The sequence below is a fragment of the Aeromonas sp. ASNIH7 genome (assembly GCF_002903485.1).
Classification (GTDB): domain Bacteria; phylum Pseudomonadota; class Gammaproteobacteria; order Enterobacterales; family Aeromonadaceae; genus Aeromonas; species Aeromonas caviae.
In genome coordinates this window covers 4,593,764-4,612,021 of record NZ_CP026226.1, presented here as the reverse complement: position 1 = coordinate 4,612,021, position 18,258 = coordinate 4,593,764, and the positions used below count along the sequence as shown (strand labels likewise).

Below are 18,258 nucleotides of genomic sequence, written 5' to 3'. Positions count from 1 at the left end.
GTTAAACTGCAAGTTCGCAAAGAGCGACCCCATGAAAGAGGGTGAACCCGGGTGATCTCCTGCTTGATCTGTTGCTACATTTCGTTTACATAGACGAAATGCGAACCAGATCACGGAAAATGTCATGCAACCTACTACCGCCCGCTGGCTCTTCATCGCCCTCATTGCGCTGGTCATCTGGCGTCTGATCCCGCTCTCCACCGAGCAGGAGCTGGCGGCGGCCAACCGCGCCTGGCGGACAGGGCACTTTGATGAGGCGACCCGGATCTGGTCGCCCCTGGCGGAGCAGGGCCAGCCACGGGCACAGGCGCTGATGGGTTGGAGCCATGAAGTGGGGCAGGGGAGCGAGCAGGATATGGATCGCGCCATCCGACTCTATCGTCAGGCTGCGCAGGCGGGGGACGCTTTCGGCCAGTATCGGCTGGGAGAGGTCTATCTGCGCGGGGCCGGGGTGAAGCGGGATCTGCACGAGGCGTTTCGCTGGATGGAGCTGGCAGCCAGGAACGGTGATGTGCCCGCCATGCTGAAGGTGGGCATCCTGCACCTGATGGGGGTCAACGGGCGGGTTGAACTGGCCGAGGCGAAGCAGTGGCTCTATCAGGCCTCGCAAAAGGGCAACAAGATGGCACTACAGGTATTGCAGGAGATGGCGCTGGCCGAGGAGGGACGCAGCGCCTTCGATTTCAATGGCCACTCTTTTCTGAACGCCGGTTAGGGATCAACGGCTGGCGGTGACTTTGCCGGGCGTCACGTCCGTGACATAGAGGGTACTGCGCTCGGCACTGTGGACGATGCTGCATACCTCCCGCTTGCTGCCATCACCCAGGATCACCAGCTCACCGATATGGACGGGACAGTGAGTCGTGAGAAGGTGATCCGGATGAACCAGCTTTTCTGCATGCTCCGGAAATGAAATATCGTAGGTGTACATCATGCTCTCCTTGCTTTGGCTGACGCCTCAATCTGGTACAGGGTATGGCAGCAGAAGGGCGCCCTCGCAAGTAGGACAGGTTGACACCCGCGCTTAAGCGGTATGCAAAATCGCCAAGACAGCTTGTCTGGGTTGTCGCGTCTGATACAATCCCCCGCTGTACCTCTCAATGGATGGCCTTGCACACGCCATATGGTGTGCCACTGCCGTGTACCAACCGTATTGTGAACGGTGAAACTCGGGAGTGAACAGCTGGACATGAAAGGGTTTCTCCAACCTGCATGTGGCCTTTGGTAGGGGTCACCACTGTATAAGGAAACACCTAATGCCAATCATTACTCTGCCTGACGGCAGCCAACGTCAATTTGCCCACGCCGTTTCCGTCATGGATGTGGCCGCGGACATCGGTCCCGGTCTCGCCAAGGCGTGCATTGCCGGTCGGGTAAACGGTGAACTGGTGGATGCCTGCGAGCTGATCGAAGCCGATGCCTCCCTGGCCATCATCACCGCCAAAGACGAAGAAGGTCTGGACATTCTGCGCCACTCCTGTGCTCACCTGCTGGGTCATGCCATCAAGCAACTCTGGCCCCAGACCAAGATGGCCATCGGTCCCGTTATCGACAACGGTTTCTACTACGACATCGATCTCGACCGCACCCTGACCGACGAAGATCTGGCTGCCCTGGAAGAGCGCATGCTGGCGCTGGCCGCCAAGGATTACGATGTCATCAAGAAGAAGGTCTCCTGGCAGGAAGCGCGCGACGTGTTCGAAGCCCGTGGCGAGACCTACAAGGTCGAGATCCTGGATCAGAACATTGCCCGTGATGACCAGCCCGGTCTCTATCATCACGAAGAGTACATCGACATGTGTCGCGGCCCGCACGTGCCCAACATGCGTCATTGCCACCACTTCAAGTTGCAGAAGATGTCCGGTGCCTACTGGCGCGGCGACTCCAACAACAAGATGCTGCAGCGCATCTACGGCACCGCCTGGGCTGACAAGAAGCAGCTCAAGGCCTATTTGCAGCGTCTGGAAGAGGCCGCCAAGCGCGACCACCGCAAGATCGGCAAGCAGCTCGACCTGTACCATATGCAGGAAGAAGCGCCGGGCATGGTGTTCTGGCATAACGACGGCTGGACCATTTTCCGCGAGCTGGAAACCTTCATCCGCGGCAAGCTCAAAGAGTACGACTATCAGGAAGTGAAAGGCCCCTTCATGATGGATCGCGTGCTGTGGGAGCGTTCAGGTCACTGGGAGAAATACGCCCAGGCCATGTTCACCACCCAGTCCGAAAACCGCGAGTACGCCATCAAGCCGATGAACTGCCCGGGTCACGTGCAGATTTTCAACCAGGGTCTGAAATCCTACCGCGATCTGCCGCTGCGCATGGCCGAGTTCGGCTCCTGCCACCGCAACGAGCCGTCAGGCTCCCTGCACGGCCTGATGCGGGTTCGGGGTTTCACCCAGGATGACGCCCACATCTTCTGTACCGAAGAGCAGATCATGGAAGAGGTGTCTGCGTGCATCCGCATGGTCTATGACGTCTACGGTACCTTCGGCTTCGAGAACATCGTGGTCAAGCTCTCGACCCGTCCGGAGCAGCGTATCGGCTCTGATGAAGCCTGGGATCGTGCCGAGGCCGCGCTGGCCGAGGCGTTGGAACTCAACGGCCTGAAGTTCGACCTGCAACCGGGCGAGGGGGCTTTCTACGGTCCCAAGATCGAGTTCACCCTGCACGATTGCCTTGATCGTGCCTGGCAGTGTGGTACCGTGCAGCTCGACTTTGCCCTGCCGGGCCGTCTTGGCGCCACCTATGTGGGCGAAGACAACGAGCGCCACATCCCCGTGATGATCCACCGCGCCATTCTGGGCTCGCTGGAGCGCTTCATCGGGATCCTGACGGAAGAGTACGCCGGTCTGTTCCCGACCTGGCTGGCGCCGACCCAGGCCGTGGTCATGAATATCACGGATAACCAGGCCGATTATGCTGTGAAAGTTGCCAAGGCATTGAATGATGCGGGCCTTCGCGCAAAAGCGGACTTGAGAAATGAGAAGATTGGCTTTAAAATCCGCGAGCATACTTTGAAGCGAGTACCCTTCATGCTGGTCTGCGGCGACAAAGAAGTAGAAGCCGGCAAGATTGCAGTGCGTACTCGTAAAGGGGCTGACCTGGGCTCTTATCCTGTTGAAGAGCTGATTGCTCTGTTGACCCAGGAAGTTCAGACCCGCGGACAAAAGAAAGTGGAGGAATAAGCTATAAAAGGCGGAAAAAAACTGGGCAAGCAACCGCAAGCCCGCGCTCACCGGATCAATGAAGAGATCCGTCTGAAAGAAGTTCGTCTGACTGGTCTGGATGGTGAAGCCATTGGCATCACCTCCATTCAGGATGCGCTGAACTTGGCCCTTGAGGCTGGAGTGGATCTGGTCGAGATCAGTCCGAACGCTGAGCCGCCCGTTTGCCGGATCATGGATTACGGCAAATTCCTCTACGAAAAGAGCAAGACCACCAAAGAACAGAAGAAAAAGCAGAAAGTCGTCCAGGTCAAGGAAATCAAATTCCGTCCTGGCACCGACGAAGGCGACTATCAGGTAAAACTACGCAACCTGGTTCGCTTTCTGGAAGACGGGGACAAGGCAAAGGTCACCCTGCGCTTCCGTGGTCGTGAAATGGCCCACCAGGATCTTGGTATCAAGGTTCTCGAGCGCGTCAAGAACGATCTGGAAGAGCTGGCCGTAGTCGAATCGTTCCCGAAAGTCGAAGGCCGTCAAGCTGTGATGGTTCTCGCACCCAAGAAGAAATCTTAAGGCCCACAAGAAATTGACTCATGGGGCTGGCCCCATGAGTCGGTTCGCCTTGCGATTTTGTTGTCACTCACAATGCGGAGTATGAAATGCCGAAGATGAAAACCAACCGGGGCGCCGCAAAGCGCTTCAAGAAGACTGGCTCAGGTCGCTTCAAGTGCAAGCATAACCACCTGCGTCACATCCTGACCAAGAAGAGCAGTAAGCGTAAGCGTCAGCTGGGACCGAAGTTCTTTGTTTCTGCTGCCGACCACAAACGTGTTGTCGCTTGTCTGCCGTACGCATAAGGGGGGATGTGAAAAATGCCAAGAGTTAAACGTGGTGTGACCGCTCGCGCTCGTCACAAGAAAGTAATGAAAGCCGCCAAGGGTTACTACGGCGCCCGTTCCCGTGTCTACCGCGTAGCGGTACAAGCGGTAACCAAAGCTGGTCAGTATGCCTACCGTGACCGTCGCCAGAAGAAGCGTCAGTTCCGTCAACTGTGGATTGCACGTATCAACGCTGCAGCCCGTCAGAACGGCCTGTCCTACAGCCGTCTGATCGACGGTCTGAAGAAGGCTTCCATCGAGATCGATCGCAAGATCCTGTCCGATATCGCCGTTCACGACAAGCTGGCTTTCACCGCCCTGGTTGAAAAAGCTAAAGCAGCTCTGGTCTAATCCAGCTCTGTTATAAAAATAAAGGAGGCTCAGGCCTCCTTTTTTGTTGCTCATTTTTGAGCGTTGGCAGGTAGCATGCCACGTTCATGAATGCTTTATCCTTCCATATGCCAACAAACTAGAACAAACGACGCTTGTCTTAATCCTGTTGCATCTGGCTTGTGGCTTTATCCATATAACAAAATGATTTGCAGGGAGAAAAGCCCGTCATAACTATGGTCAGCCAAGGGGCTTTTTTTGTATTATTCCCCTCTTGACCTTATTTAGCCTAAAGGCTCCTGTTCCGGGAGTGGTGACGAGGAAGACATGCAACAGCTTGAAGAAGTAGTCGGCCAGGCCAAGGCCGAAATTGAGGGCGTGAGCGACATCGCCGCCCTCGACGAAATCCGGGTCAAATATCTGGGTAAAAAGGGCTTTTTTACCGAGCAGATGAAGGGACTGGGTGCCCTGTCCGCTGAAGAGCGTCCCGCAGCGGGCGCCGTGATCAACCAGGCCAAACAGCAGGTTCAGGATGCCCTAAACGCGCGTCGTGAAGCCCTCGAAGTCGCCGTGCTGAACCAGAAGCTGGCCGCCGAGACCATCGACGTCAGCCTGCCGGGCCGCCGCATCGAGAATGGCGGTCTGCACCCGGTGACCCGCACCATCGAGCGCATCGAGCGCCTGTTTGGCGAGATGGGCTTCAAGGTTGCCCGTGGTCCCGAGATTGAAGATGGCTTCCACAACTTCGATGCGCTGAATATCCCGGCTCACCACCCGGCGCGTACCGATCACGACACCTTCTACTTCGATCCTGATCTGATGCTGCGTACCCACACCTCCGGTGTGCAGATCCGCACCATGGAACATCAGCAGCCGCCGATCCGCATCATCGCGCCGGGCCGCGTCTATCGTAACGACTACGACATGACCCACACCCCGATGTTCCACCAGGTCGAAGGCCTGCTGGTTGACGAGCATGCCAGCTTCACCGAGTTGAAAGGCATCCTGCACGACTTCCTGCGCAACTACTTCGAGGAAGACTTGACGATTCGCTTCCGTCCTTCCTATTTCCCGTTCACCGAGCCGAGCGCCGAAGTGGACGTGATGGGCAAAAACGGCAAGTGGCTGGAAGTGCTGGGCTGCGGCATGGTGCACCCGAACGTGCTGCGTTCGGTCGGCATCGATCCGGAAAAATACTCCGGCTTTGCCTTCGGCATGGGCGTTGAGCGCCTGACCATGCTGCGTTACGGGGTCAATGACCTGCGTGCCTTCTTCGAAAACGACCTGCGCTTCCTCAAGCAGTTCAAGTAAGGGCGAGAGAACATGAAATTCAGTAAATCCTGGGTGATGGAGTGGGTCCGCACCGAGTTGAGTGACAATGCACTGGCCGAGCAGATCACCATGGCCGGTCTGGAAGTGGACGCCGTGGAAGCGGTAGCCGGCCAGTTCAACAATGTGGTGGTGGGTGAAGTGGTCGAGTGCGCCCAGCACCCGGACGCCGACAAGCTGCGGGTGACCAAGGTCAATGTGGGCGAGGCCGAGCTGCTGGACATCGTCTGCGGTGCGCCGAACTGCCGCGCCGGCCTCAAAGTGTGCGTGGCCAAGGTCGGGGCGACCCTGCCGGGTGATTTCACCATCAAGAAAGCCAAGCTGCGCGGCCAGCCGTCCCACGGCATGCTCTGTTCCTTCAGCGAGCTGGGCATCGACGTCGAAGCCGATGGCATCATCGAGCTGCCGCTGGATGCCCCCATCGGGACCGATATCCGTGAATACCTCGCGCTCAACGACGTCAGCATCGATGTGGATCTGACCCCGAACCGTGCCGACTGCCTCGGCATCGCGGGTCTTGCCCGTGAAATCGGCGTGCTCAACAGCGTGGACGTGGTCGAGCCGACCTGGGCGCCGACTGTTGCCACTATCGATGCAACATTCCCGATCCGGGTTGAAGCGTCGGCAGATTGCCCCCGTTATCTCGGCCGTGTCATCAAGGGGCTGAACCTGCACGCCCAGAGCCCGCTCTGGATGCAGGAGAAGCTGCGCCGTGGCGGTATTCGTTCCATCGACGCCATCGTTGACATCACCAACTACCTGCTGCTGGAATACGGCCAGCCGATGCACGCCTTCGACCTGGCGACGCTTGAAGGGGAACTGGTGGTGCGTCGCGCCAAGGCCGACGAGCCCATGACCCTGCTCGATGGCAACGAGGTGAAGCTCAAAGAGACCACGCTCGTGATTGCCGATGCCAAAGGCCCTGCCTGCATGGCCGGCATCTTCGGCGGCGATCGCACCGGTGTCTCCGAGACCACCACCGACATCCTGCTGGAGTGCGCCTTCTTCGCGCCGCTCTCCATCACCGGCCGTGCCCGTGCCTACGGTCTGCATACCGATTCTTCCCACCGCTTCGAGCGCGGGGTGGATCCCGAGCTGCAGGCCAAGGTGATGGATCGTGCCACCCGTCTGCTGCTGGACATCTGCGGCGGTGAAGCGGGTCCGGTCATCGAAGTCAAATCCGATGCCCATTTGCCCAAGGCTGCCCCCATCAAGCTGCGCCGCACCAAGCTCGACAAGGTGATCGGCATCAGCGTGGCGGATGCGCAGGTGGTCGAAATTCTGACTCGTCTGGGCATGCAGGTAACCGTGGATACTGACGGCTGGACCGCGCTGGCTCCCTCCTGGCGTTTCGACATCGCCATCGAGGAAGACCTCATCGAGGAAGTGGCCCGCATCTACGGCTACAACAACATCCCGAACCTGAAACCCGCCGCCTCTCTGGCGATGGTGGAGCAGGCTGAAGGGCAGGTGACCCTGAAGCGGGTACGCGACCTGCTGGTTGATCGCGGTTTCCAGGAAGCGATCACCTACAGCTTCGTCGATCCCAAGACCCAGCAAACCCTGTTCCCGCAGAGCGATGCCATCGTGCTGCCGAACCCGATCTCGGTCGAGATGTCCGCCATGCGCGTCTCTCTGTTCCCGGGTCTGGTGCAGGCGGTGGTCTACAACCAGAACCGTCAGCAGCCACGCGTGCGCCTGTTTGAGCAGGGCCTGCGTTTCATCAAGGACGAGAATGCCGAGAACGGCATCCGTCAGGAACCCATGCTGGCCGGCATCATCACCGGCAACCAGGGGGACGAGCACTGGGATGTCAAGGCCCGTCCCGTCGACTTCTTCGATCTGAAGGGTGACCTGGAAGCGGTACTGGATCTGACTGCCGAAGGGGCTACCTTCACCTTCGAGCGCACCGAGCACAGTGCCCTGCATCCGGGCCAGAGCGCAGCCATTCTGCGTAATGGCGTCGTGATCGGCCACATCGGCGTGATCCATCCGAGCCTCGAGAAGAAGCTGGGGCTCAAGAGCCGCGCTGTCATGTTCGAGCTGGAGCTGGACAAACTGACGCCGGCCAAGGTGCCGGTTGCTGCCGAAGTATCCAAGTTCCCGGCCAACCGTCGCGACATCGCCGTGGTGGTTGACAGACAGATCCTGGCAGGCGACGTTCTGGCAGTAATTAAAAAAGTTGGCGGAAATCAGTTAGTTGGAATAAACTTGTTCGACGTATACCAGGGCGCTGGTATGGCAGAGGACAAGAAGAGCCTGGCCATCAGCCTGGTGTTGCAAGACACCCAGCGCACCCTGGAGGAGAAAGAGATCGCCGAGACCGTGGACAATGTCGTGCGGGCCCTCGGTGAAGAGTTGAATGCATCCTTGAGGGATTGATCTATGGCGCTTACCAAAGCCGACATTGCAGAGCACCTGTTCACCCAGCTCGGGATGAGCAAGCGTGAAGCCAAAGATATGGTGGAAGCCTTCTTTGAGGAGATCAGACAGGCGCTCGAGCGTGGCGAACAGGTCAAGATTTCCGGCTTCGGTAACTTCGATCTTCGCGAGAAGAACCAGCGTCCCGGACGCAACCCCAAGACGGGGGAGGATATTCCCATCAGCGCCCGTCGCGTGGTGACCTTCCGGCCCGGCCAGAAGCTCAAGGCCAGGGTAGAAAATGTTGAACCCAACGAGTGACAAAAAGCCAGGCAATCGCCTGGCTTTTCCATTCCGATGATAAAAATCCTTCTGTTGTCCGGCGCGCTGCTGGCCTTGCCACTGCGTGCCGCCATACTCCCGCTGTCACCGGGTGCCCAGGCTTATGCCGATTCGCTCACCGGACTGACCTTCTGTTACCCGGCCCTGCAACGTTCTCCCTATCTGGAGGCGGAGGGGGGCCTGCTTATCGATCGCCTGACGCGGTTGGCAGAGCTGTTGCCGGTACCGGTGCGCTTCGAGAAGCGGCCGAGCTGGGCAGCCATGACGCAGGATCTGCTGAACGGGCGCTGCGATCTCATTCCTCACGTCGGGCCTGCCCGGTCGAACTCGAGCGATACCGTCTTGAGCCGGGCCATGATGGAGGCGGAGTCCGCCATCCTCTATCGGGGTGAGCTCGATCAGGCGCAGTTTCTGGTGTCACCTATCTGGCAGGCCCAGGAGATCCTGAAGCGTCTCTATCCTGGTTCATCCCAGCAACAGCTGACCGATGCCGAGAACTGGTATGGTGCCCTGGTGGCCGGCAAGGGCAGCGCCTATCTCGGCGATTATCTGCAACTGCGCTACCTGATGCGGGAATTCCCGGATGAAGGGCTGCGCCTTCGCCGTCTTCGCAGCGATGATCTGGTCATCAGTTACCGGCTGATGATGCGCAACCAGCCCGAGTTGCTGGAGCTGGTGGATACGGCCATCCGCTATTTGCCGCCGGGCAGTCTCTACCGGGATCTGGGCAAGTATCTGCCTCAGGGTGAGCAGGATGTGAATCCTCTGCATTTTAACGACAAGGAGCAGGCCTGGCTGGTCGGCAAGGCCCACACCATCAAGATGGTGGCGGATCCCGGCTTCATGCCATACAGCGGTGTCAACCAGCAGGGAGAGCTCATTGGCTGGAGTGCGGATGTCTTGCGGGAAGTGAGTCGGCAGACAGGGCTGCGCTTCGAGCTGGTACCCGCCGCCAGCCGGGAGGAGGCGTTGGCATTGCTGCGCAGTGGCGATGCCGCCATGATGGTCGGGCTGATGGAGTCCGCCGCCCTGAACAAGGAGTTCGACTTCACCCGGATGGTGGCGACCAGCCGCTATGCTCTGGTCAGTCGCAGCAAGAGGGGGCCTGCCTCCCTCGCGGACGTCAGTGGCAAGGTGGTGGTCCCGAGAATGCTCTATGATCCCGGCCTGCTTGCCCGGTTCGGCCAGCATGAGTGGGAGGTGACCGACAACCTGCTGCAGGGATTGGCGGCGGTGCGGCATGGGGATGCCCAGGCCATGCTGGCGGAGTTGTACCAGCTCCAATATCCCATTCGAAACAACCAGTTGAGCGAGCTGACCATCACCGAATTGCCGGAGCGTTTCGGCCTCGGTTTTGCCATCCGGCCGGAACAGACCAGCCTGGCAGGGGTGCTGGATCAGAGCCTGATGACCCTCAATGATCGGCAGGTGGACGAGCTGGTGCAACGCTGGCGTCGCCTGGTGGTCAACCAGCAGGAAGGGGTCAGCTACGGTTTCTGGCTTGGCTCCGTGTTGCTGGCACTGCTGATCAGCATGGCGGTGATCTGGTCAGTCTGGCGTTCCCGCCAGCAACTGGCCCAGGAGGCCCGCGAGCGTCACAAGGTAGAGCAGGCGCTGGCGCTGGAAAGCAAGTTCAGGGAGTCTCTCTTCCAGGCGCTCCCCGTGCCCGTGTTCTTGCGCAATGACAAAGGGGAGGTGATCAAGCGCAACAAGCGGGCCAAGCGCATGGAGGCGCGCTACGCCGCCGATCTGGTGCTGCCCGCGCCACAGTTGCAGGGCGCCGAAGGGGAGCTGGCGCTGCACGAGCAGGTCTACTCCTATGCCCAGATCCCCTTGCGACTGGGCCCCCAGGCACCGGCAGGGGATCTTATCGCCCTCTCCGACATCAGCGCCCTGCGCGAGCGTACCCGCCTGCTGCGTCAGGCAGAGCGGCGCCTGCGCGCCCTCACCAATACGGTGCCCGGTGTGGTGCTGCAATTCACCCTGCTGGGGGGAGCCATCACCCGGGTGGAGTTTGTGAGCCGGGGCAGTCACGAACTGCTGGGGCTGGCGAGCCAGCAGATCCGGGTCAATCCCAACGAGACCCTGACTCGCATCTCCCACCAGGACAGGCGCGAGATGCGAGCCCCCATGCTGGCCATGCTGCAAGCCGGGCGACCTTTCTCCCATCTGCTGCGCTATCAGCACCCCGCCAAGGGAACCCGCTGGCTGCAATTTTCCGGCAGGGGGCGCCGTCAGGGGGAGGGGTGGCGGATCTACGGGGTGGTGCAGGATGTGACGGCCAGGGTGGAGCAGGAGCACTCCCTGCAGCTTTCCCACGAGCAGGCCCAGCAGGCCGTGCTTGCCAAGGGGCGCTTCCTGGCCGCCGTGAGCCACGAGATCCGCACCCCCATGAACGCCATGCTCGGCTTGCTGGAGTGGCTCGAGCAGACCGGACTCAATGCAGAGCAGGCCTCGGCTCTGGCCCATGTCAGGCAGGCGGGCAATGAACTGCTCGGGCTGCTCAACGACGTGCTCGACTTCAGCCGCAACGAGACGCGTCAGTTGCGCCTCTCTGTACAGCCCACGGATCTGGTGGAGCTGTGCGAACACGTGGCGGCGGTGCACTGGTCCAAGGCGCGATCCCGCCATCTGCAACTGCGCCTGGCGCTCGACCCGGCGCTGCCCGCCTTGATGGAACTCGATCCCCACCGGGTGCAGCAGGTGCTGCACAACCTGCTCTCCAACGCCATCAAGTTCAGCGAGCGGGGAGAGGTGGTGATCTGGGCCCGGCGACAAGGGGAGTGGATTTTGTGCGGGGTGGACGACGAGGGGCCCGGGATCAGTGCCGAGCTGTTGCCCCGGTTGTTCCTGCCCTTCGAACAAGGGGAGGAGCCTGGCCAGCCCAGAGCCCAGGGAACCGGGCTTGGGCTAGCCATCTGCCGCCAGTTGATGGAGCAGATGGGGGGCGAGATCCGGGTCGAGCCTCTGGCTCGCGGGGGTAGCCGTTTCCTCTGCTCGTTGCCCCTCAGGCATGCGCAGGAGAAGGCGCCCTGGCAACCGCGCGTCAAGACGGTCTCCCTACAACTGTTGCCCGGGGAGCTCGAATATATGCGGGCCTGGCTCGCAGAGTTTGGCGTGGCCGAGGATCCGGCGGCACCTTGCCTTGGGGCCATGCAGGACGATGGGGGCTTGCGCGCCTGGTACTGGCAGGGGGAACCCTGGATCCCGGGCTCCGTGGTCAGCCTGCTGCAGCCCAGACTCGTCCGTGGCGCCGAGGAGATCACGGACCTGCCGGGGGCAGGCAGGCGGGTGCTGCTGGTGGAAGATCACGAGGTGAACAGAATGCTGATTAGCATGCAGCTGGGTCAGCTGGGGGCCCGGGTATTGAGCGCGGCCAATGGCCGTCTGGCACTGGAGATCCTGCAATCGGAGTCGGTGGATCTGGTGCTGACGGATCTGCAGATGCCGGTGATGGACGGCGCCGAGCTCTGCAGGCAATTGCACGCCGATGAACGCTGGCAGCATCTACCCGTCTACGTGATCACCGCGGATCTCAGCGAGCAGGCGGCGCAGCGACTGGCGGAATGCGGCTGTCAGGGCCATCTGGACAAACCCGTCTTGCTCAGGGATCTGGCCGTATTGCTTCGTACCGTCTTTGGCCCCCATGACGGGGGGAAGGCACCGCAGCCAACGGCAGCCCTTTCCCTGCCCGTGTCCCTCAGCCCGGCCCTCGTAGACATCTATCTGGCATCGGTTCACCATGATCTGGCCGACATTGAGCGGTGTGTCACACAAGGGGACGAGAAGGCCCTCAATACGGCTTTACACAAGATGAAGGGGGCCGCCAAAATGGTGGGGGCTACCCCCCTGGTAGAGGTGATCGACCGTTGGCAGGAGGCCCCCGGACATCCCTTTGCAGCCGCCTTGAGGCAGTGCGTGGAAGAGGTCTGCCGACAACTGGGCGAGAGAGCATGACATGATCATCACAGATGAAGAGTTGATGGCCTTGCTGGAGTCTGATGACAGCCAGGAGCCAACGTTTTACCCGGTCAGCGTCTATGCCCTGGACGCCGTCTCCCATCTGGCGGTCAAGGGAGCGGGCCTGCCGGCCTATGCCAATCTGCACCGCACCCGACCCGATGCCGGCTGGCAATGGGAAGGACTGTTTGCCGCCGGGGCCATCGCCCTGTTTGATCCTGCCTCTCATCAGGGGGCCGACTATCTGCCTCATCTGTTGGCTCCCGGGGCAGGGATCTATCGCCTCAGCGATCCCTGGCTCGAGGGGTTGCAGGCACGGGAGCAGGGGTGGCGTGCCTGGCTCGCCCAGTGCCAGATCCTGCTGCTCGAAGATCACCCCTTCCAGGGAGCCTGCATTCAGCAGGAGATCCAGGGACTGGGGTTGCCCTGCCACTGGGTTCAGGATGGCGAAGGGTGCCTCAAGGCGCTGGAAGAGGGGGGCGTGAGATTGCTTATCTGTGATCTCAGCCTAGCGGAGCAGGATGCCATCAGCCTGCTGATGAGCCATCCCCAGTATCACCACAGCGGTCTGCCCATCATCCTGCTCTCCGCTCATGATCAGACCCTGATAGACGGCGCCCGGCGTCTCCTGCACGATGCGGGTTTCAACGTGCTGGCCGCCCTGGCCAAGCCGCTGCAAAGCGACGATCTGCTGCGTCTGCTCAAGATGCTCTATCTTGGCCCCCAGCGTCAGCGCAGGCTGGGCGGGCTCAAGCGCACCGTGCGTAGCTGGCAGGGAGAGGCGAGAGGACAGCTTGGGCTGCTGGCAGATGCGGCTTCCTGCACGCTGCCGATCTGGCTGAGCCTGAGCGGTCTTTCCCCTCACTGGGAGCCGCTCAAGCTCTGGCTCGAGCAGCATGGACGAGAAGCAAGCGAACTCACCCTGGTCATCCACCGACGGGATCACCTGCTGAGCCAGGCGGACCGTTTCGCCCTGGTGCTGCAGGCGAGCCTCGCGGGGGCCAGACTCGCGCTGCTGCTCGATCATGCCCAGCACCTGCCGTTTGATCTCATCGAGCGTCTGCCGTTGCAATCCTTGCTGCTCGGGCAACACCTGCTGCCCGAACTGGAGGCGATGGCTGCCGACTCCTTGCTGGCCCGCTTCATCCAGCGCTCCCGGGAGCTTGGCATCGCGCTCTACCTCGACGACCCCTTCAACCTGCAGGATGCCGCCCAGTGGCAGGATCGCGGCGTGGCAGGGCGCTGGTAAATGGCTCGCTATCTTTGCTGGCCGCTCGATGAGCCGCGCTTGTGGCAGGGAATGTCGGGTTGGACGGCTCCCGCCTCACGGGCCGCCTTGCCGATGACGATGGTGGTGGGGGGGCTGACTTGCCGCTTGCAGGAGCTGGCGGGCAGCGACCCGAAGCGAATAAGCGCGGCCTATGACGCCCTGAGCGAGCAGAGCGTCTATTTGCGCTTCATGCGGGCCAAGCAGCCTGCGACGGCCGAGCAGCTCGCCTTCTTTCTCGACTACCCCAGAGAACCCCAGATAGGATTGCTGCTGACCGACGAGCAGGGGGGGCCGCTTGCCATGGCCCAGTCCGTTCGCCGGCGCCTGCACCCGGACAGGGCTGAGTTCTCCTGCATCGTCGCGGATCATTTTCAGCATCGCGGCGCCGGGCGTCGCATCCTGCTGGCGCTTGCGCGGCTGGCATACGGGGAGGGGATCCGGGAGTGGACGGCGGAAGTGCTCGGCCAGAATCGCCCCATGCTGGCTCTGCTCAAGGGGCTCGGGTTGCCGCTTACCCTGGTGACAGGACGGGAGATGGTCTTTGCCAGGCTGGATCTCGCGCCCATGGCGAGCTTTGTGCTCCCATCGGCCTAAGACCAAGGGCGAATGGGCCGCCTCTTGCTCCTGTGCTAAGGTCAGCCTGTTACCCGTTGGAGGAGAACAACCATGGTGCAGTCAGCCAAACATATCGTGATCCTCACCGGTGCCGGCATCTCGGCCGAATCCGGTATCAAGACCTTCCGGGCCTGTGATGGCCTGTGGGAAGAGCACATGGTGGAGGACGTGGCCACCCCTGAAGGCTATGCGCGGGATCCCGAACTGGTACAACGTTTCTACAATGCACGGCGCCATCAGTTGCAGCGCGCCGAGATCCACCCCAATCCGGCCCACTATGCATTGGCCCGTCTGGAGCGCCTGCTGCCGGGGCGCGTCACCCTGGTCACCCAGAACATCGACAACCTGCACGAGAGTGCCGGCAGCAAGAACCTCATCCACATGCACGGCGAGTTGCTCAAGGCCCGCTGCCCGGGCTCTGGTCAGGTGATCGAGTGGCGCGGGGATCTCCATCAGGAAGAGCTGTGTTCCTGCTGCCAGTTTCCCCACCCGCTGCGCCCCCATGTGGTCTGGTTCGGGGAGATGCCCCTCGGACTTGACCGCATCTACTCGGCCCTGGCTCAGTGCGATCTCTTCATCTCCATCGGGACCTCCGGGGCGGTCTACCCTGCCGCCGGATTCGTCCATGAGGCCGGCCTGAACGGTGCCCATACGGTGGAGCTCAATCTGGAGCCGAGCGAAGTGGGCAGCCAGTTTGATGAAAAACGTTATGGTCCGGCTTCCTTGCTTGTGCCCGCTTTTGTGGATGAACTCCTGCAAAGTTGCGGAGTGCATCAGCCTCTCTCCGTCGAGGGCCATAACTGGATGGAGATGCGGGGCCCCTAATTATTGATTTTTCACACAGTTGCATTGACCCACTGAAATCGCCACACTGGCTCCTAACTTCAAGATGCAGTTGGCACAACATGTCATGAACTTTCCAACGCGCGGGATGGCCTCGCTCCTGCTGGTGCTTTTCTCGTTCGGTACCCAGGCTTCCTCCTCTTCGCTATTGCAACTGATCCTGCCGGACAAGCGGGAAATCACCCTGGATGAGGCGGCGTTGGCAGCCTTGCCACAAGTGGAGTTCGAGACGGCGACGCCCTGGACCCTCGGCACTCACCGCTATCGTGGACCGACCCTGAAGAGCGTGCTGGCGCAGCAGCAGGTGGATAGTGCCAGCGCCATCGATGTTGCCGCACTCAATGGCTACCAGCAGCGGGTCGATCTCTCCCTGTTTGCCAAGGTGCCGCTGACCCTGGTGCGTTACCAGGATGACAAACCGCTCACCCGTCGCAATAAAGGGCCGCTCTGGCTGCTGGTCCCCCTCTCGGCCCATCCCGACATGGATGTGTCCGCCATCCACAACAACATGGTCTGGCAGGTGATCCGCATCGAGGTTGTCCCGTGACGCGACGACAGCGAGATAACCTGCTGCTTGCAGCCATCTTAAATGCGAAAGGGGACTCCCTCCGACGTAGGTGGGAGGGGAATTTCGCCGGGGCGTCAGCCCCGCTGGTTTTGAATGTATTGCTTGATCACCTCCAACGGTGCTCCGCCGCAAGAGCCCGCAAAGTAAGAGCGTGACCAGAGTACGGGTTTGCTGTAAGCACCTCTCAAGTCCAGAAATTCATTACGCAGTCGCCTTGATGTGACCGCCTTTAACGAGTTCACCAGTACCGATAGCTGCACCGTTGGCGCGTACTCTATCAGCATGTGAACATGATCAGCCTCTCCGTCACACTCTTTCAGTTCCGCACCAAAATCTCTGCAAACCTCTGCCGCACACTGACCGAAGGAGGCGTGATGCAGATCCCCCAATATCGGCTTTCGATACTTGGTGATAAACACCAAATGTACGTGCAAAACGTAGGCCGCATGGCGTGATTTATTAATTTTAGTGAATTGCATTCTGTCACTCAATCGGGCTTAATAGATATGGCAATAATGCTACACACTGAGCGATAAATGCAAATTCTGAAAGCCTACAAATTCCGACTCGAACCGACCGAACAACAAGCGCAACGCCTGCGCCAGTTGGGCGGTTGTGCTCGTTATGTCTGGAATCACGGGCTGGCAGAAACCAAACGCATTCTGGATGCTGGCGAAAAACTGCCTTCTGCCTTTGAGCTGAACAGGATGCTCACCAGTTGGAAGAAAGACCCAGAAATGGCCTTTCTGGCCGAGGCATATACCGACAACCTCCAGCAGAAGCTCAAGGATTTGCATGGCGCGTGGATGCGCTGCTTTGATAAGAAACTCGCCGCCAAGGCACCCGTATTCAAGAAAAAAAGCGACAACCGCGACGCTATCCGGTTCGTCAACTTCGACAAGTATTGCCGCCTTGAAAAGGGTCGAGTGAAGCTGCCTGCCTGCCGGGCTGGCGTGGGTCAAGTTCCGTCAGTCCCAGCCAGTTGAAGGGAAAATTAAAAACGCGACCGTCAGCCAAGCAGCCGGGCACTGGTATATCTCCTTTCAGGTCGAGCAGGAGACGCTTGAGCCAATTCACCCCTCCGGCTCAATGGTCGGGCTGGATGCGGGGATCGCCAAGCTCGCAACCCTGTCAGACGGCACGGTGTTTGAGCCCGTCAACAGCTTCAAAACCAATCAGAACAAGCTGGCAAGGCTCCAACGCCAGTTGAGCAAAAAGGTAAAGTTCAGCAGCAACTGGAAGAAACAAAAAGCCAAGATCCAGCGGCTGCACTCACATATCGCCAATACCCGCCGCGATTACCTTCACAAGGTCACAACGACTATCAGCAAAAACCACGCGATGATCGTCATTGAGGATTTGAAGGTTGCCAGCATGTCAAAATCAGCAGCGGGCACGACCAGCCAGCCGGGGCGCAACGTCCGGGCAAAATCAGGGCTGAATCGTTCGATATTAGATCAGGGCTGGTTTGAGCTGCGCCGCCAGCTCGAATATAAGCAGGCATGGCGAGGCGGTCAGGTGTTGGCGATAAACCCGGCCTACACGAGCCAGCAGTGCGCCTGTTGTGGGCATACTGCGAAGGATAACCGCCAGACGCAAAGCCAGTTTAAATGCGCTGCGTGTGGTTATGAGGCGAACGCCGATGTGAACGGCGCTCGCAATATTTTAGCGGCGGGACACGCCGTTTTAGCCTGTGGAGGCGTGGTGCAATCAGGCCGCCCGATGAAGCAGGAACCCGGTACTGCGCGAGCAGCTATCACCCAGTAATGGGGATCCCCCTCCTGTGACGCGAAGCGCTAAGGTGGGGGAGGATGTCAAGGTGAGTCTGTTGCAGTTTGAGTTTGTGACCCGGGAAAGCAGCTTTGATCTGGCGTGTCGCTTCGGAGTGGCCAGGCGCGAGGGTGGCGAGGATGCCGATGAGCTATTGGAGCAAGCCATATTGGCATTGAACGAGGCCAAGCGTGAGGGGACCACCCTGGTGTGGTATCAGAGTGCGATGAAGGCTGATCTCCACATGGCCCAGCGGCAGCTGCACCAATTGCGGGAATGGCTGGCGGGGGCCGCCCCTTCCCCCCTGGAGACCCTCTGCGAGGCGATGAGAGACGAGCAGGGCGTGCCGGTGACGGCGGTCAGCCTGCGCTGGCGGGTGAGCCAGCAGCCCTGTGACGTGGGCTGGATGCAAGAGCGTGGTGTCCTTGGGCCCGTGATGGCACGATGGCTGACAGAAGAGCCATGCAGTGGCACCTTGCTGGTAAGGCTTCATCAGCCTGCCCAGCTGGCCCCTCTGCTGGCGAGCCTGCCCCCCTTGCCACAGGGGAGACTGATCCTGGCATTGCCTGCGCTGATACCGGATGCCACCCTGCTTGAGAAGATGCGCGAGTGTGGCTGCATGCTGGCGCTGAGCGAGCTTGGCAGCTGCGCCCCCGAACTGCTGCAAGCGGGCTGGCCAATTCGCTACTGGCTGCCAGCACCCTCCGGGTACGAGGCGCTGCTCCAGCCGTTGGCAACGGCGCTGGGGCTGCTGCGCCTGGCTCCCCTGGGAGAGGCGCAGCAAGAGGATGATCTCAAGCTGAGTTGAGTGGTGGCTTGTGCAGTCTC

At 60.3% G+C, this 18,258-nt stretch carries 18 protein-coding genes; 16 read left to right on the top strand and 2 right to left on the bottom strand.

What is annotated here, in order from left to right; translation table 11 throughout:
* Window positions 1–124 precede the first annotated feature (124 nt).
* Window positions 125–715, top strand: coding sequence for a tetratricopeptide repeat protein (locus tag C2U47_RS21550; protein ID WP_042017101.1), 591 nt, complete (start codon window positions 125–127; stop codon window positions 713–715).
* 3 nt (window positions 716–718) lie between these two features.
* On the opposite strand, the gene C2U47_RS21545 is transcribed toward C2U47_RS21550, so the two are convergent.
* Complete coding sequence (locus C2U47_RS21545; protein WP_124245003.1) at window positions 719–934, bottom strand: hypothetical protein; 216 nt, start codon at window positions 932–934, stop codon at window positions 719–721.
* A gap of 322 nt (window positions 935–1,256) precedes the next feature.
* On the opposite strand from C2U47_RS21545, the gene thrS reads away from it, so the two are divergent.
* From thrS to C2U47_RS21485, 12 genes are all read left to right on the top strand, one after another.
* Complete coding sequence (gene thrS / locus C2U47_RS21540) at window positions 1,257–3,185, top strand: threonine--tRNA ligase (RefSeq protein WP_042017100.1); 1,929 nt, start codon at window positions 1,257–1,259, stop codon at window positions 3,183–3,185.
* A 3-nt stretch (window positions 3,186–3,188) separates the two neighbouring features.
* Window positions 3,189–3,737 (top strand): translation initiation factor IF-3, encoded by a 549-nt coding sequence (infC, locus tag C2U47_RS21535; protein ID WP_026139078.1) that lies wholly within the window; start codon window positions 3,189–3,191, stop codon window positions 3,735–3,737.
* An 86-nt stretch (window positions 3,738–3,823) separates the two neighbouring features.
* Entirely contained in the window at window positions 3,824–4,021 is a 198-nt protein-coding gene (gene rpmI, locus C2U47_RS21530; protein ID WP_005300673.1) for a 50S ribosomal protein L35, read from the top strand.
* Window positions 4,022–4,036: 15 nt separating this feature from the next.
* Window positions 4,037–4,393 carry a 50S ribosomal protein L20 gene (gene rplT, locus C2U47_RS21525; RefSeq protein ID WP_010674800.1) on the top strand — a complete coding sequence of 119 codons (357 nt, stop codon included), beginning with the start codon at window positions 4,037–4,039 and terminating at the stop codon, window positions 4,391–4,393.
* A 306-nt stretch (window positions 4,394–4,699) separates the two neighbouring features.
* Complete coding sequence (pheS, locus tag C2U47_RS21520; RefSeq protein ID WP_041211447.1) at window positions 4,700–5,683, top strand: phenylalanine--tRNA ligase subunit alpha; 984 nt, start codon at window positions 4,700–4,702, stop codon at window positions 5,681–5,683.
* Window positions 5,684–5,695: 12 nt separating this feature from the next.
* The gene (pheT, locus tag C2U47_RS21515) at window positions 5,696–8,083 is read left to right on the top strand and encodes a phenylalanine--tRNA ligase subunit beta (protein ID WP_103261893.1); all 2,388 of its coding nucleotides are present in this window, start codon (window positions 5,696–5,698) and stop codon (window positions 8,081–8,083) included.
* 3 nt (window positions 8,084–8,086) lie between these two features.
* Complete coding sequence (gene ihfA / locus C2U47_RS21510; protein ID WP_005300715.1) at window positions 8,087–8,383, top strand: integration host factor subunit alpha; 297 nt, start codon at window positions 8,087–8,089, stop codon at window positions 8,381–8,383.
* A gap of 36 nt (window positions 8,384–8,419) precedes the next feature.
* Window positions 8,420–12,361: an ATP-binding protein gene (locus tag C2U47_RS21505; RefSeq protein WP_373875505.1), complete on the top strand. Its 3,942-nt coding sequence runs from the start codon at window positions 8,420–8,422 to the stop codon at window positions 12,359–12,361.
* Between the two features lies 1 nt (window position 12,362).
* Window positions 12,363–13,613 (top strand): response regulator, encoded by a 1,251-nt coding sequence (locus C2U47_RS21500; RefSeq protein ID WP_010674796.1) that lies wholly within the window; start codon window positions 12,363–12,365, stop codon window positions 13,611–13,613.
* The gene (locus C2U47_RS21495; RefSeq protein WP_103261891.1) at window positions 13,614–14,228 is read left to right on the top strand and encodes a GNAT family N-acetyltransferase; all 615 of its coding nucleotides are present in this window, start codon (window positions 13,614–13,616) and stop codon (window positions 14,226–14,228) included. It abuts the gene before it with no gap.
* A 72-nt stretch (window positions 14,229–14,300) separates the two neighbouring features.
* Entirely contained in the window at window positions 14,301–15,074 is a 774-nt protein-coding gene (gene cobB, locus C2U47_RS21490; RefSeq protein WP_041211443.1) for a Sir2 family NAD+-dependent deacetylase, read from the top strand.
* Window positions 15,075–15,159: 85 nt separating this feature from the next.
* Window positions 15,160–15,639 (top strand): hypothetical protein, encoded by a 480-nt coding sequence (locus tag C2U47_RS21485; protein WP_041211442.1) that lies wholly within the window; start codon window positions 15,160–15,162, stop codon window positions 15,637–15,639.
* Window positions 15,640–15,734: 95 nt separating this feature from the next.
* On the opposite strand, the gene tnpA is transcribed toward C2U47_RS21485, so the two are convergent.
* Window positions 15,735–16,139, bottom strand: coding sequence for an IS200/IS605-like element ISAs26 family transposase (gene tnpA, locus C2U47_RS21480; RefSeq protein ID WP_010674034.1), 405 nt, complete (start codon window positions 16,137–16,139; stop codon window positions 15,735–15,737).
* Window positions 16,140–16,196: 57 nt separating this feature from the next.
* Here tnpA and C2U47_RS23120 point away from each other — a divergent pair, with 57 nt between their 5' ends.
* From C2U47_RS23120 to C2U47_RS21470, 3 genes are read left to right on the top strand one after another with little or no spacing between them, the layout of a single operon-like run.
* A complete protein-coding gene (locus C2U47_RS23120; protein ID WP_199766828.1) occupies window positions 16,197–16,646 on the top strand; it encodes a helix-turn-helix domain-containing protein in 450 nt (149 codons plus the stop codon).
* A complete protein-coding gene (locus C2U47_RS21475; RefSeq protein ID WP_199766860.1) occupies window positions 16,597–17,427 on the top strand; it encodes an RNA-guided endonuclease InsQ/TnpB family protein in 831 nt (276 codons plus the stop codon). Before C2U47_RS23120 ends, C2U47_RS21475 begins: the two co-directional genes overlap by 50 nt.
* A gap of 16 nt (window positions 17,428–17,443) precedes the next feature.
* Window positions 17,444–18,238 (top strand): hypothetical protein, encoded by a 795-nt coding sequence (locus C2U47_RS21470; protein WP_155488285.1) that lies wholly within the window; start codon window positions 17,444–17,446, stop codon window positions 18,236–18,238.
* Window positions 18,239–18,258: the final 20 nt, after the last annotated feature.

Excerpts from the sequence above, each read along its gene's own strand:
- C2U47_RS21545 (WP_124245003.1), bottom strand. The coding sequence starts at position 934 with ATGATGTACACCTACGATATTTCATTTCCGGAGCATGCAGAAAAGCTG.
- rplT (WP_010674800.1), top strand. The coding sequence starts at position 4,037 with ATGCCAAGAGTTAAACGTGGTGTGACCGCTCGCGCTCGTCACAAGAAA.
- C2U47_RS23120 (WP_199766828.1), top strand. The coding sequence starts at position 16,197 with ATGCAAATTCTGAAAGCCTACAAATTCCGACTCGAACCGACCGAACAA.
- C2U47_RS21550 (WP_042017101.1), top strand. The coding sequence starts at position 125 with ATGCAACCTACTACCGCCCGCTGGCTCTTCATCGCCCTCATTGCGCTG.
- C2U47_RS21500 (WP_010674796.1), top strand. The coding sequence starts at position 12,363 with ATGATCATCACAGATGAAGAGTTGATGGCCTTGCTGGAGTCTGATGAC.
- rpmI (WP_005300673.1), top strand. The coding sequence starts at position 3,824 with ATGCCGAAGATGAAAACCAACCGGGGCGCCGCAAAGCGCTTCAAGAAG.
- C2U47_RS21505 (WP_373875505.1), top strand. The coding sequence starts at position 8,420 with ATGATAAAAATCCTTCTGTTGTCCGGCGCGCTGCTGGCCTTGCCACTG.
- pheT (WP_103261893.1), top strand. The coding sequence starts at position 5,696 with ATGAAATTCAGTAAATCCTGGGTGATGGAGTGGGTCCGCACCGAGTTG.
- C2U47_RS21495 (WP_103261891.1), top strand. The coding sequence starts at position 13,614 with ATGGCTCGCTATCTTTGCTGGCCGCTCGATGAGCCGCGCTTGTGGCAG.
- pheS (WP_041211447.1), top strand. The coding sequence starts at position 4,700 with ATGCAACAGCTTGAAGAAGTAGTCGGCCAGGCCAAGGCCGAAATTGAG.
- ihfA (WP_005300715.1), top strand. The coding sequence starts at position 8,087 with ATGGCGCTTACCAAAGCCGACATTGCAGAGCACCTGTTCACCCAGCTC.
- C2U47_RS21485 (WP_041211442.1), top strand. The coding sequence starts at position 15,160 with ATGAACTTTCCAACGCGCGGGATGGCCTCGCTCCTGCTGGTGCTTTTC.
- thrS (WP_042017100.1), top strand. The coding sequence starts at position 1,257 with ATGCCAATCATTACTCTGCCTGACGGCAGCCAACGTCAATTTGCCCAC.
- tnpA (WP_010674034.1), bottom strand. The coding sequence starts at position 16,139 with ATGCAATTCACTAAAATTAATAAATCACGCCATGCGGCCTACGTTTTG.
- cobB (WP_041211443.1), top strand. The coding sequence starts at position 14,301 with ATGGTGCAGTCAGCCAAACATATCGTGATCCTCACCGGTGCCGGCATC.